Consider the following 13570-nt stretch of genomic DNA (forward strand, 5'->3'; position numbering starts at 1 on the left):
TAAGTTTGTGGGCTGTTAATTTTTGTTAGAATTTGAAAATCTATACAACAAAAAAGGAGATTGCACCAATTATTGAGGGCCTCAGAAAGAAGCAATTAACTATTGGGTTAGTGCCTACTATGGGGGCGTTACACCAAGGCCACATTTCATTGGTAAAGACTGCTTTAGAGGAGACGGATCAAGTAATCGCAAGTATTTTTGTTAATCCTACCCAGTTCAACAACCAGGACGATTTAGATAAATATCCCCGTCCTTTTGAACAAGATATTCAAATGTTGAAGCGTATTTCAGAGAATATTATTGTTTATGCACCAACACCTGAAGATATTTATGATGGTACCGTAAAATCTGAAAATTATGAATTTGACGGTTTAGAAAATCCTATGGAAGGAAAGTTCAGAAAGGGACATTTTGACGGGGTTGGGTCTATTGTTAGGCGCCTATTCGAAACATTAAAACCAAGTGTTGCTTATTTTGGAGAGAAAGATTATCAGCAACTATTGGTAATAAAAAAATTGGTTGAAAAACTTCGAATACCAGTAGAAATTAAGGGTTGTCCGATTTTGAGAGAATCCGATGGTTTAGCCATGAGTTCGAGAAACGGGAGGCTTTCAAAAATCGATCGAGATGCGGCTCCCTTTATCTTCAAAACCCTAAATACTGCCAAAAAAATGTTTGGCATAAAAAGTGCGACAAAGGTGATGGAGTGGGTAACCAAGCAATTTGCGGCACATCCATTGTTGAAATTGGAGTATTTCCAAATTGCAGATTCGGCTACCTTAGAACCAATTAATCGAAAATCAAAAACCAAAACGTATAGGGCATTTATTGCTGTCTATGCAGGCGATGTTAGGTTAATAGATAATATCGCCCTCAATTAACTAGGAGAATTGATGCAAATTCAAGTCGTAAAATCGAAAATACATAGAGTTAAGGTCACAGGGGCCGACCTCAATTATATTGGTAGCATAACCATAGATGAAGATCTCATGGATGCAGCTAATATTATACAAGGAGAAAAGGTGCAAGTTGTGAATAATAATAACGGGGAAAGATTAGAAACTTATGTTATCCCAGGTAAAAGAAATAGTGGTGAGATTACACTCAATGGTGCAGCTGCCCGAAAGGTGGCAGTTGGGGATGTACTCATTTTAATCACTTATGCCTGGATGGATATTGAAGAGGCAAAGTCGTTCAAACCTTCTTTGGTTTTCCCTAATGAAGAAACAAATCTTTTAAATTGATATTTTGAAAAATAAAACCAAGGGCACTCTTAAAATTGTGGTTCCTGTAATACTAGCCATTGCCTTTGGTATTTTCACATTTAAAAAATTGCCTGTAGATGAGATGGTGCCTTATTTTAAGTCCGCCAATTATTTATGGATAGGTGTTGGAACTTTTTTAGGGCTTCTCAGTCACCTATCACGGGCATATAGATGGCAGTATCTCCTAGAACCATTGGGATATAAGATTAAACTTCCAAATAGTATAATGGCTGTATTCATAGCCTATTTGGCAAATTATGGAATTCCGAGATCTGGTGAAATACTTAGGGCTACGGTAGCAACCAATTATGAAAATATACCGTTTGAAAAAGGATTCGGCACTATTATCGCTGAGCGTGTGGCCGATGTTGTTGTAATGTTTGCCATTATTGGAATAACCTTGCTGATGCAATTTCAATTCATTTATAATTTATTAATAAATGCAATCGGCGGAGGAAAGTTAATTGTTTTTGGGGTCGTTGGCTTTGTCCTTGCTATGATTTTGTATTTTATATTGAGGAAATCCCAATCATCTTTTATTATTAAAGTTAGAACCTTTGTTAAAGGTTTGGTTGAGGGAATTACCAGCATTCTCAAATTAAGACGGAAGTGGCAATTTATTTTTCATACCCTCTTTATTTGGGGAATGTATCTTTCAATGTTTTATGTAACGACTTTTGCAATTCCTGAATTGGAGTGGTTGCCAATTGGTGCAATTTTGGTTGCATTTATTTCAGCAAGTTTTACAATTGCCGCTACAAATGGAGGTATTTTTGTTTATCCCCTGGCCGTAATGGCCGCATTTTCCCTATTTAATCTTCCGGAAGATCCTAGTTATGCCTTTGGATGGGTTATGTGGACAAGCCAAACTATACTTATAATAATTTTAGGAAGTTTATCGTTTCTACTTTTGCCGCTATATAATAAAAATAAATTGGCAATAGGTTGATTATCAATCATACACGAGTGGAAATTTTAATGTAATTTTATCCAACAAATCAAACCCAAAGAGAACATGAAAAAGATTTACTTTTTTTTGGTGGTCTTAGTTTCCTCCCTAACCTACTCGCAAGTTATCAATGAGACCTTCGATTCCTCTAAAATGATGGAAAAGCGAGGGTTGAAAATTCAACTACCTAGAAATTATAAACCAGACAGCAAAGAAGTTTATCCCTTAGTGGTTGTTCTAGATGGAGACTATCTCTTTGAACCGGTTACGGGTAATGTGGATTATCAGTCTTATTGGAATGATATGCCAGACTGTATAGTGGTTGGTATTCAGCAATCTGAAACCAGGGATTTGGATTTTTATTATAGTGAGGAAACCGATTTTCCTGCTCATGAAGGTGCTTTGTTTTTTGAATTTATCGGCATGGAGCTTATTCCGTATTTGGAAGAAAAGTACCGCGCTTCAGATTTTAGAATAGCGGTCGGTCATGACATGGGAGCTAATTTTTTGAATTATTATCTTTTTAAAGAATTTCCAGTTTTTGACGCCTATATTATGCTTAGTCCAGATTTTGCTCCTGGAATAGAGCCGAAATTGGCTGAGCGATTCTCAACTTTACAACATGAAACATTTTATTATTTAGCTACGGCGGAAGAAGATATATCAAGATTAAAAGAATCCATTGAAAAGGCAAATAAGTTATTTGCTACTGTTTCTAATGAAAAATTGCATTATAAGTTCGACAACTTTGAAGATACTAACCATTATTCACTCGTGGGGCAAGGTATTCCCAAAGCCTTAAACTCCATTTTCTATCTCTATAAACCTATAAGTGCTAAAGAGTATAAGGAGGAAATGTTAACGTATTCTGGTAGCGCAATGGAATATCTGTTGAAAAAGTATGAGGCTATTAAAGGGCTTTATGGTTTCGAGAAGAAGGTTATTGAAAATGATTTGAGAGCTGTAGCGGCTGCCGCCAAAAAGAAAGATGATTTAGAAACAATTAAAGAACTTTCAAAATTAGCACGTAAGGAATATCCCGATTCTATGATTAGTGCTTATTACCAAGGACTATATTTTGAAGAAGAGGGAAATATGAAAAAAGCCCTTCAATACTACCAATCAGGATTATTATTGGAACCTTCCCAGTTTATAAATAAGGATATTTTGTTGGATAAAATTTACGATATCCAGGGCTCTGAAGGAAACTAATAGTGCATTTCATCGAAAAAATTAGCAATTTATCGAAAAAAAGGTTTATTTAGCTCTTCCAAATTAACCTACTTAACCGATGAAACGAGTTGCCTCAATTCTGCTTGTTTTTCTTTTTGCGTTAACATTGAATGCGCAAACAGTTGTCGAGAGTTTCAAGTCTCGAAAAATGAATTCCGTTCGAAGTTTAAAAATTCAACTTCCAGAAAACTACGATCCAGATTCAGGTGTACAGTATCCCTTGGTCGTTGTATTCGATGCGGAATATTTGTTTGAACCCGTTGCCGGACAGATTAAATTTCAAAAGTATTTCGATGAAATGCCTCCTGTTATTATAGTTGGTATTGTTCAAGGAAATGAACGATTCTATGATAGTTATTTTGATGAGGTTTCTGGATTGCCATTTGAGTCCGGCTCTAGATTTTATGAATTCATTGGGCAAGAATTATTACCTTATTTAGGTGAAAAATATTCAATCGGGCCATTTAAAATGGCTGTGGGTCATAACATAATGGGGAATTTCATCAACAGTTTTATATTGAAAGATGATCCCATATTTTCCGCTTATGTGAATTTAAGCCCTGATTTAAATGGTGCCATGGGCCGAAATGTTGCCGAACGTTTATCATATATCAAAAAAGACATCTTTTATTATATGGCAACAAGCGATAAGGATATACCAGCCATAAGAAAGACCATTCTTGAAACCAATGATGAGTTAGTTGCGATAGATAATGATAATTTTAATTATTATTTCGATGATTTTAAAAATGAATCGCACTACACCCTGGTTACAGGAGCTATCTCAAGAGCTTTCGATCAAATATTTGATTTGTATAAACCTATTTCGGAAAAGGAGTTAGTAGATAAGGTGAAACCTTACAAGGGAACTTTAGACCAATATTTAGTTGGCCGTTACCAAAAGATTAAGAATTTATTTGGGGTGGTTAAAGAAATTTCAGAAGATGAATTTCAAAAAATGGTAAGTGCTGCAGAAGATCGAAACGATTTGGAATCTCTTGAGCAACTTGGAAAATTGGCCAGGAAAGAATTTCCGGATTCAATGCTTGGTACCTATTATTTGGCACAGTATTACGAAAAATCAGGAAAGCCTAAAAAGGCAAGAAAATTATACGAATCAGCTCTCGAGTTAGAGTCTACCCCTTTAATTAACAAGGAATACATTATGTCTTTGGTTGAAAAAATGGAAGTTGTCGGTCAAGATGATGAGATTGATGAAATCGATGATGAAAACGACAATTAATATTAGAAATTTAAAATTCCAACCCACTAAACTTTCATAAATACTGTTTCCATAAGCCCGATATTTTTCGGGCTTATGCTTATTTTTAGCCAAACTTTTTTATTGAATGGCTAAAACCAAAACAACATTTTTTTGCCAAAATTGCGGAGCCCAATTTTCTAAATGGCAGGGTCAATGTACTTCTTGCCGTCAATGGAATACCATAGTGGAAGAGGTTATCCAAAAACCTCAAAAGTCTGATTGGAAATCTGATGTTTCCAACACAAAGGTTTCTAAACCTTTAAAAATTGACGAAATTGATGGTAGATTGGAGGCCCGTTTTCCAACTTCCGATAACGAATATAACAGAGTGCTCGGAGGAGGTATTGTGCCCGGTTCAGTTATTCTGATTGGTGGAGAGCCCGGTATTGGTAAAAGTACCTTAATGCTGCAATTAGCTCTAAAGTTTCCGATTAAAACCCTTTATGTTTCAGGTGAGGAAAGCCAAAAGCAGATTAAAATGCGAGCTGAACGGATTAGTAATAAAAACAATAACTGTTTTATTCTTACCGAAACAAATACTCAAAATATATTTAGACAAATTGAAGAATTAGAGCCAGATATTCTCATAGTTGATTCAATACAGACACTTCATAGCGACTATATAGATTCCTCTGCGGGAAGCATTTCTCAAATAAAAGAATGTGCATCAGATTTAATTCGGTATGCTAAGGAAACATCAACTCCTGTAATACTTATTGGCCATATAACTAAAGATGGCAATATTGCCGGACCGAAAATATTGGAACATATGGTTGATACAGTCTTGCAGTTTGAAGGGGATCGCAACCATGTGTTTAGGATTTTAAGGGCACAAAAAAACCGATTCGGATCTACTAGTGAATTAGGGATTTATGAAATGCAAGGTTCTGGTTTAAGAGAAGTAAGTGACCCTAGCGATATTTTATTATCGAGGAAAGAAGAAGATTTAAGCGGAAGTGCCGTGGCGGCAACCTTAGAAGGTATGCGGCCTTTAATGATTGAAATTCAGGCCCTGGTGAGCACTGCCGTATATGGCACGCCTCAGAGATCGGCCACCGGATTTAATGCAAAGCGCTTAAATATGTTGCTGGCCGTTTTAGAAAAACGCGCAGGTTTTCGTTTGGGTACTAAGGATGTTTTTCTTAATGTAACAGGAGGGATCACTGTAGACGACCCTGCAATTGACCTTGCAGTAATTGCTGCTATTTTATCTTCAAATGAGGATCAACCACTGCCGAGAGATGTTTGTTTTGCTGCAGAAGTTGGTCTTTCTGGTGAAATTAGACCTGTCCAAAGGGTTGAACAGCGAATTCTTGAGGCGGAGAAACTAGGGTTTTCAAAAATTTTCATTTCTAAATACAGTAAATTTCACTCCCCAAAAGAAGGTATTCAAATAATTAAACTAGGAAGGATCGAGGACCTAGTTAACCACTTGATTTAAAATGCGAAAACCATAAAAATTATATGGCTAAAAATCCTTAATTTCGCAGACTTATTAGAAATGAGTGATCATGAGCGTGAAATTTCCTGAATATAAAGGACTTGACCTATCTGAAGTTGCCAAAGAAGTACTGAAATACTGGAAGGTAAACAACCTTTTTGAAAAGAGTGTTTCAACCAGGGAAGGCAAACATCCTTACGTCTTTTTTGAAGGTCCTCCTTCTGCAAATGGACTTCCTGGTGTACACCATGTCTTGGCAAGAACCATAAAGGATATTTTCCCTAGGTATAAAACCATGAAGGGGTACCAAGTTAAGCGTAAAGCTGGCTGGGATACTCATGGGCTTCCTATTGAGTTAGGAGTTGAAAAAGAATTGGGCATTACCAAAGAAGATATTGGGAAAAGCATAACGATAGAAGACTATAATGCTGCTTGTAAGAAAGCGGTAATGCGTTATACGGATGTTTGGAATGATCTTACTGAAAAGATGGGTTATTGGGTGGATATGGACGATCCATATATCACTTATGAACCTAAATATATGGAGAGCGTTTGGTGGTTGCTCAAACAGATATACGATAAGAATTTATTATACAAAGGCTATACCATTCAACCGTATTCCCCAAAAGCTGGAACTGGTTTAAGTTCCCATGAATTGAATCAACCAGGTACTTACCAAGATGTGACTGACACCACTGTTGTCGCCCAGTTTAAAGCAAATTCTGAAAGTTTACCAGATTTCCTTAAGGAATATGGAGATATTCATTTTTTGGCATGGACGACCACTCCGTGGACATTGCCGTCTAATACTGCCTTAACGGTTGGGCCTAAGATTGAATATGTTTTAGTAAAAACATTTAACCAATACACTTTTGAGCCTATAAGTGTTATTTTGGCCAAACCTCTTGTGGGTTATCAATTCAGCGGAAAATTTGTTGAGGTTAAAAATGAATCAGACTTAGAAGCTTTTTCGGAGGGAGAAAAGAAAATACCTTATTTGGTGATTAAATCCTTTGTTGGTAAAGACCTAGTTGGTATTACCTATGAACAATTATTACCATACGCATTGCCCAACGATAATCCGGAAAATGCTTTTAGGGTTATCAGTGGAGATTTCGTTACGACGGAAGATGGAACAGGTATTGTTCATACCGCACCAACCTTTGGTGCTGATGATGCCTTGGTTGCAAAACAAGCGGTTCCGGAAGTTCCTCCTATGTTGGTAAAAGATGAAAATGACAATCTTGTGCCCCTCGTGGATCTTCAAGGTAAGTTTCGTCCAGAAATGCAAGAGTTTGCCGGCAAGTATGTTAAGAATGAATATTATGATGATGGCGAAGCTCCAGAAAAATCTATTGATGTTGAACTTGCCATTAAACTTAAAATAGAGAATAAAGCCTTTAAGGTTGAAAAATATAAGCACACTTATCCGAATTGTTGGAGAACTGATAAACCTATACTTTACTACCCATTAGATTCTTGGTTTATTAAAGTTACCGATGTTCGAGATAGGATGCATGAATTGAACTCTACTATCAATTGGAAGCCTAAGGCAACTGGTGAAGGACGTTTTGGCAATTGGCTCGCTAATGCTAATGATTGGAATTTATCTCGTTCACGTTATTGGGGTATTCCTTTGCCAATATGGAGATCAGCAGACGGCAAAGAAGCCAAATGTATTGGTTCTGTGGAGGAACTTAAAAATGAAATGGCTAAAGCTGTTGACGCTGGAGTTATGCCTAAAGATATTTTCGCTGACTTTAAAATTGGTGATATGTCTGAAGAAAACTATGCCACGATTGATCTACACAAAAATATTGTGGACCAAATTGTTTTGGTTTCAGAATCTGGTCAACCGATGACACGTGAAAGTGATCTTATAGATGTATGGTTCGATTCAGGCAGCATGCCTTATGCTCAATGGCATTATCCATTTGAAAATAAAAAGAAAATCGATGGTCATGAAGCCTATCCAGCAGATTTTATTGCAGAAGGTGTTGACCAAACAAGAGGTTGGTTCTACACCCTCCATGCTATTGCCACCATGGTTTTTGATTCTGTGGCGTATAAAAATGTCGTTTCAAATGGTTTAGTTCTAGATAAAAATGGTCAGAAAATGTCCAAACGTTTAGGAAATGCTATAGATCCATTTGATACGTTGGAAACCTATGGTGCGGATGCTACTCGTTGGTACATGATTAGCAATGCAAACCCATGGGACAACTTAAAATTCGATTTGGATGGTGTTGAAGAGGTGAAGCGAAAGTTTTTTGGAACTCTTTACAATACCTATGCATTTTTTACGCTATATGCCAATTTAGATAACTTTAGGTACAAAGAAGCTGATATTGATATAGCAAAAAGGCCTGAAATAGACCGTTGGATTCTTTCAGAATTGAATACCCTGATTCAAAAAGTTGATAATTATTATTCTGATTATGAACCTACAAGGGCTGCAAGGGCGATTTCAGATTTTACACAAGATTACCTAAGTAATTGGTTTGTGCGTTTAAGCCGAAGACGTTATTGGAAAGGTGATTACCAAGAAGATAAAATCTCGGCATATCAAACATTATATACCTGTTTAGTGACCATTGCCAAGTTGGGAGCCCCTATTGCACCCTTCTATATGGATCGACTTTACAAGGATTTGAACAATAGCACTCAAAAAGAACCGTTTGAAAGTGTACACTTAGCCGAATTTCCAAATTATAATGAGGCATTGGTGGATAGTTCTTTGGAAAGAAAAATGGAAAACGCCCAAACCATAGCCTCTTTGGTATTGTCCTTAAGGGCAAAAGAGAAGATAAAGGTGAGGCAGCCATTAAAAAAGGTAATGGTTCCTGTTAATAGTGAGCAGCAGAAAAGTGAAATATTAGCTGTTTCAGATTTAATTAAATCCGAGGTTAATGTAAAGGAACTAGAGGTATTAGAAGATGCATCAGATATCATTGTTAAACAAATTAAGCCTAACTTTAAAGTGTTAGGACCAAAATTTGGTAAAGACATGAAAGCTATTGCTGCTGAAGTAGCAAAAATGACACCTGAAGACATTAAAAAAATCGAGGAAACAGGCAGTTTTACTGTTGATGTGAATGGAAAAAACATTAACTTGGAACGATCTGATGTTGAAATTAGTTCTCAGGATATTGAAGGTTGGTTGGTTGCCAGTGAAGATGGATTGACTGTAGCTTTGGATATCACAATTGATGATGAGTTAAAGCAAGAAGGAATTGCTAGGGAACTTGTAAACAGGATTCAAAATTTAAGGAAAGACTCTGGTTATGAGTTAACAGATAGGATTGTTGTTCAATTGGAAAAGGATAAAGAATTAATTCTAGCGATAGACAATAATTTAAATTATATAAAAACAGAAACTTTAACAGAAAAAATAGATATTTTAGACCGATTAAATGATGGTATAGAAATTGCTTTTGACGATGTAAATACCAAATTATTGATTCAAAAATTTTAAGATCATGGGAGTAGATACAAACATTCGATATTCAGACAAGGATTTAGCGGAGTTCAAGGAACTTATTCAGGAAAAAATTAAAAAAGCCGAACACGATCTTGAATTAATTAAGAGCGCTTACATGAATGACCTTAATAACGGTACTGATGATACATCGCCCACTTTTAAGGCATTTGAGGAAGGAAGTGAAACAATGAGTAAAGAAGCGAATTCACAATTGGCGATTCGTCAAGAAAAATTTATTCGCGATTTAAAAAATGCCATCATTCGTATTGAGAACAAAACTTATGGCATTTGCAGAGTTACCGGAAAATTAATCAGTAAAGAAAGATTAAAATTGGTTCCTCATGCCACTCTTAGTATTGAAGCTAAAAACATGCAGAAATAATTACTTTGTTACACATAGGGAAACCGTCTTGCCTTTAGCATGACGGTTTTTCTTTTTTAATTAATAATTAATTGCATGTCCCTCACAAAATCATCCCTTTTAATAGTCCTTATTTTAGTAATTGACCAGGTAAGCAAGGTGTATGTAAAAACACATTTCGCTTTAAACGATGGCTTCGTTGTTTTTGATTGGTTCAAGATTTTATTCGTTGAGAATGATGGCATGGCTTGGGGAACAAAAATCAGTGATTTAATCCCAATTATTACAGATCAATCGGCTAAATTATTTCTAACACTTTTCAGGATAATTGCTGTTTTTGGAATTGGAATCTGGTTGGGTAATTCTATAAAGAATGGTAAGACTAGTTTGTTGATAATTGCAATTTCCCTAATTCTAGCTGGAGCTTTGGGCAACATCATAGATTCTGTTTTTTATGGAATAATCTTCAATGACAGTCATGGACAAATTGCAACATTTTTGCCTGAAGGGGGTGGATATTCATCCTTATTCCACGGGAAGGTTGTAGATATGCTGTATTTTCCTATTTGGAAAGGTGCCTTTCCGTATTGGATGCCTTTTGTCGGTGGAGAAATGTTCACCTTTTTCAATCCAGTTTTTAATATCGCAGACATGGCAATAAGTACTGGTATTGGAATGCTTATCTTTTTTAATAAGGCCGCTTTTCGGGAATCTTAAAATTTATAAATTTCGTTTGGTGAAACCACAAATTTTAATGGGATGTCTCCAGAATGGATACCTTCTATTTTTTTTATCGGAGGAAAAAGAGAGAGCCCAATGGTAATCAATTCTGGTTTACATTCGGTTAAAAACCGATCATAAAAACCCTTACCATATCCTACCCTGTGGCCCTGAAGGTCAAATGCTAACAATGGTACAAATACCACATCAATTTGCTTGGGTGTTATTTCTATGCCCTCAAGAGGCTCGGGAATTCCCCAATTATTTATTTTAATGGTTGTGTTGTCGGTTAGTAGGAAATGGGAAAGGCCGTTTTCATTAAAATTGGTTTTGGGTACAACAATATTTTTATCCTTCCCTGAAAGTATGTTGAGAATATAATCCGTTTGAATCTCCTTTTTTTCTTGAATGCTCAAGAAAATATGATAGCTGGCATAATCCCAAATTTTGAGATTCAAAAGTTGATTGGCAATTTTTAAGCTCAGATCATCAACTTCATCATTTTTAAGCTCTTCCCGTTTACTTTTGTAGACTTTGCGGATTTCTGACTTGGTCACACCTTGGCAAGTTTCGAAGTTATATGAAATAGGGCGTCACCTTGATAAACTATAGGCGCTTCGTTCACATTAATGATATACCCTGAAATCTCTGACTTAACTATATGATCAAATTTACCATATGGATCTGTAATATGTCCAAGAATCTGATTTTTGGTCACTTGAGTATTTATTTTAACCGTTGCTTGAAACATGCCTGAAAAGTTTGCGCGTTGCCAACGACTTCCTACTATAAATACCGGTGGCTTCTCAACTGTTCGTGCTTTGAACTTGTTATTGAGCATATCAAAATGTTTCAATATCCGTTTTGCACCATTAATGCCAGTTTTGGTAATATTGTTGTCTATATGAAAAGATTTGCCCCCCTCGAATAGCAATAAGGGCTTTTTCAATTTGTAACAGGCATGCCGAAAGGAACGTTTTAAGTTTTTAGAGTATAACACGAAAGGAGCTCCAAATATTTTTGCATATTCATTTAGCTCAGGATTATGTTTGGCAATTCTAATTTGGGGAGAATTGAATCTACCCGCTCCACCGGTGTGAAAATCCATAATAAAATCTACATCCGGAACCACTTCAGTCATCAAGGTGTAGGCAACTCTACTTGCTAGTGAGCCCAACCTTAAACCTGGAAATACACGGTTTAAATCGCGCCCGTCAGGGAATTCGCGTTTGAGGTTTATAAATCCAAAAACGTTTATCACGGGCATGCAAATGATCGTCCCACATTTAGGTTTGTTTATACCTTTTGCAATTATCTGTCGTATAATTTCTACTCCATTTACTTCATCTCCATGTATGCCTGCTGTAAATAATACAACTGGTCCTGGGTTGGTGGATCTTTCTATAATTACAGGTACATCAACTGTTGATGTGGTGTGGAGTTTGGCAACATCAAAACTTAGTTCGGCGCTCTCTCCTGGGCCAATTATTTCCCCAAGAACTGTTATATTTTCCTTGGGTTCGTATGTCATTTGGAGATGGCGTTTCTTTCTATATAGGTAATTATACTTCGAGCAATGTTACGACCAGTTGCTCCCTCAATACCTTCCAAGCCGGGAGTCGAATTTACTTCAAGCAATAATGGGCCTCGGGCCGATTGTAACATGTCGACACCACACACAGGTAGTTTTAATACTCTAGATGCCTTCATTGCCAATTGTAATTCATCATGGTTTAACTTCATGATCTCTGCTGTGCCTCCTCTATGCAAATTAGAACGGAATTCTCCATCTTTTCCTTGGCGCTTCATTGCACCAACTACCTGTCCATCAACAATCAAAGCTCTTATGTCCGCCCCTTTAGCTTCTTTAATGAATTCCTGGACAATAACTCTCGCTTGTAATCCATTAAAAGCCTCTAAAACTGATTCAGCTGCATTTTGGTTTTCGGCCAAAACAACACCAAGTCCTTGGGTGCCCTCAAGTAGTTTTATAATAACGGGGGTGCCTCCAACTCTTTCTATTACTTCGTCAACATCTCTTGAATAGTTCGTAAAAACCGTTTTTGGCATACCAATTCCTGCTTTACTTAAGCGTTGTAAACTTCGTAATTTATCACGAGATCTGGTTATAGAGTCTGAAGTACATATGGTGAAAACGCCCATCATTTCAAATTGCCGAACCACTGCGCAGCCATAGAAGGTAATAGATGCTCCAATCCTAGGAATAATAGCATCTACATAATCTAACAATCTGTCTTTATAGAAAATTGTTGGCCTTTCTTTTTCAATTATAATATCGCATTTAAGAGGGTCTATAACCTCTACATGGTGGTTTCTACTTCTTCCTTCTTCAACGAGTCTTTGGGTTGAATATAGATTAGAATTACGGGATAATATTACAATGTTCATTTAGAGCGTTGTGCGTATGATAAATTTTCTTGATCAACATCCACCATAAATTTTTTGGAGAGAAATTGTCTGCCAATTAATACGGGAAATTTCATATCCTCTCTCGTGCTTAAAGTTAAGTTAATCTTATACGTTTTTCCAAACAAAAGAATTTGAGATTTTATTTTGAAGCGATTCTCCCTAAAACCATTACTGCTTTTAACATCTGTTCTCTTAAAGGAACTAAATACAACCTGCTTCCCGCTGAAATTTGGGTGGTCCTCACTATGAAAGGTACAGTATAATTTTCCGTCTATTTCAGCAATTTCTGAACAGTGAATTGCCGAGGTATAAGCTCCTGTGTCGATCTTAATGTCGATATCGAAGAGGTTTAACTCAGGAAAATCAGCTATATCAGTTCTGCCAATAATTTGCTTGTTCATTCCGTTTTTAAAGTGGTGCAAAAGT

Annotated in this window: 13 protein-coding genes; 9 read left to right on the plus strand and 4 right to left on the minus strand. The window is 36.5% G+C overall.

Translation table 11 applies throughout. The features are described from left to right. Window positions 1–32: 32 nt before the first annotated feature. The 9 genes from panC (at window position 33) to ISU00_RS08390 (ending at window position 10711) form a co-directional block, all read left to right on the plus strand. Window positions 33–881, plus strand: a complete 849-nt coding sequence (gene panC, locus ISU00_RS08350; RefSeq protein WP_228853603.1) for a pantoate--beta-alanine ligase — start codon at window positions 33–35, stop codon at window positions 879–881. Window positions 882–893: 12 nt separating this feature from the next. Then, window positions 894–1244, plus strand: coding sequence for an aspartate 1-decarboxylase (gene panD / locus ISU00_RS08355; RefSeq protein ID WP_228853604.1), 351 nt, complete (start codon window positions 894–896; stop codon window positions 1242–1244). Between the two features lie 4 nt (window positions 1245–1248). Beyond that, entirely contained in the window at window positions 1249–2214 is a 966-nt protein-coding gene (locus ISU00_RS08360) for a lysylphosphatidylglycerol synthase transmembrane domain-containing protein (RefSeq protein WP_228853605.1), read from the plus strand. A 66-nt stretch (window positions 2215–2280) separates the two neighbouring features. Continuing rightward, complete coding sequence (locus tag ISU00_RS08365) at window positions 2281–3426, plus strand: alpha/beta hydrolase (protein ID WP_228853606.1); 1146 nt, start codon at window positions 2281–2283, stop codon at window positions 3424–3426. A gap of 79 nt (window positions 3427–3505) precedes the next feature. After that, window positions 3506–4690 carry an alpha/beta hydrolase-fold protein gene (locus ISU00_RS08370; RefSeq protein ID WP_228853607.1) on the plus strand — a complete coding sequence of 395 codons (1185 nt, stop codon included), beginning with the start codon at window positions 3506–3508 and terminating at the stop codon, window positions 4688–4690. Window positions 4691–4796: 106 nt separating this feature from the next. Then, complete coding sequence (gene radA, locus ISU00_RS08375) at window positions 4797–6152, plus strand: DNA repair protein RadA (RefSeq protein ID WP_228853608.1); 1356 nt, start codon at window positions 4797–4799, stop codon at window positions 6150–6152. 70 nt (window positions 6153–6222) lie between these two features. Beyond that, window positions 6223–9627 carry an isoleucine--tRNA ligase gene (gene ileS / locus ISU00_RS08380; protein WP_228853609.1) on the plus strand — a complete coding sequence of 1135 codons (3405 nt, stop codon included), beginning with the start codon at window positions 6223–6225 and terminating at the stop codon, window positions 9625–9627. Between the two features lie 4 nt (window positions 9628–9631). Further along, window positions 9632–10015 (plus strand): TraR/DksA family transcriptional regulator, encoded by a 384-nt coding sequence (locus ISU00_RS08385; RefSeq protein WP_228853610.1) that lies wholly within the window; start codon window positions 9632–9634, stop codon window positions 10013–10015. Window positions 10016–10090: 75 nt separating this feature from the next. Beyond that, window positions 10091–10711 carry a lipoprotein signal peptidase gene (locus ISU00_RS08390; RefSeq protein WP_228853611.1) on the plus strand — a complete coding sequence of 207 codons (621 nt, stop codon included), beginning with the start codon at window positions 10091–10093 and terminating at the stop codon, window positions 10709–10711. Here ISU00_RS08390 and ISU00_RS08395 read toward each other — a convergent pair. The 4 genes from ISU00_RS08395 to ISU00_RS08410 are packed head-to-tail and all read right to left on the minus strand — an operon-like array spanning window position 10708 to window position 13545. Continuing rightward, window positions 10708–11271 (minus strand): 5-formyltetrahydrofolate cyclo-ligase, encoded by a 564-nt coding sequence (locus ISU00_RS08395; RefSeq protein WP_228853612.1) that lies wholly within the window; start codon window positions 11269–11271, stop codon window positions 10708–10710. The genes ISU00_RS08390 and ISU00_RS08395 overlap by 4 nt on opposite strands. Continuing rightward, window positions 11268–12245: a succinylglutamate desuccinylase/aspartoacylase family protein gene (locus ISU00_RS08400; RefSeq protein ID WP_228853613.1), complete on the minus strand. Its 978-nt coding sequence runs from the start codon at window positions 12243–12245 to the stop codon at window positions 11268–11270. The genes ISU00_RS08395 and ISU00_RS08400 overlap by 4 nt, the downstream gene beginning before the upstream one ends. Then, window positions 12242–13123 (minus strand): 30S ribosomal protein S6--L-glutamate ligase, encoded by an 882-nt coding sequence (gene rimK, locus ISU00_RS08405; RefSeq protein WP_228853614.1) that lies wholly within the window; start codon window positions 13121–13123, stop codon window positions 12242–12244. The genes ISU00_RS08400 and rimK overlap by 4 nt, the downstream gene beginning before the upstream one ends. After that, the gene (locus tag ISU00_RS08410; protein ID WP_228853615.1) at window positions 13120–13545 is read right to left on the minus strand and encodes an ATP-dependent zinc protease family protein; all 426 of its coding nucleotides are present in this window, start codon (window positions 13543–13545) and stop codon (window positions 13120–13122) included. The genes rimK and ISU00_RS08410 overlap by 4 nt, the downstream gene beginning before the upstream one ends. Between the last annotated feature and the right edge of the window lie 25 nt (window positions 13546–13570).

Source organism: Aegicerativicinus sediminis (genome assembly GCF_015476115.1).
Classification (GTDB): domain Bacteria; phylum Bacteroidota; class Bacteroidia; order Flavobacteriales; family Flavobacteriaceae; genus Aegicerativicinus; species Aegicerativicinus sediminis.

Bases quoted from the DNA above. Each gene is read 5' to 3' on its own strand.
- panD (WP_228853604.1), top strand. From the start codon at position 894: ATGCAAATTCAAGTCGTAAAATCGAAAATACATAGAGTTAAGGTCACA.
- ISU00_RS08365 (WP_228853606.1), top strand. From the start codon at position 2,281: ATGAAAAAGATTTACTTTTTTTTGGTGGTCTTAGTTTCCTCCCTAACC.
- ISU00_RS08370 (WP_228853607.1), top strand. From the start codon at position 3,506: ATGAAACGAGTTGCCTCAATTCTGCTTGTTTTTCTTTTTGCGTTAACA.
- radA (WP_228853608.1), top strand. From the start codon at position 4,797: ATGGCTAAAACCAAAACAACATTTTTTTGCCAAAATTGCGGAGCCCAA.
- ileS (WP_228853609.1), top strand. From the start codon at position 6,223: ATGAGCGTGAAATTTCCTGAATATAAAGGACTTGACCTATCTGAAGTT.
- ISU00_RS08385 (WP_228853610.1), top strand. From the start codon at position 9,632: ATGGGAGTAGATACAAACATTCGATATTCAGACAAGGATTTAGCGGAG.
- ISU00_RS08390 (WP_228853611.1), top strand. From the start codon at position 10,091: ATGTCCCTCACAAAATCATCCCTTTTAATAGTCCTTATTTTAGTAATT.
- ISU00_RS08400 (WP_228853613.1), bottom strand. From the start codon at position 12,245: ATGACATACGAACCCAAGGAAAATATAACAGTTCTTGGGGAAATAATT.
- rimK (WP_228853614.1), bottom strand. From the start codon at position 13,123: ATGAACATTGTAATATTATCCCGTAATTCTAATCTATATTCAACCCAA.
- ISU00_RS08410 (WP_228853615.1), bottom strand. From the start codon at position 13,545: ATGAACAAGCAAATTATTGGCAGAACTGATATAGCTGATTTTCCTGAG.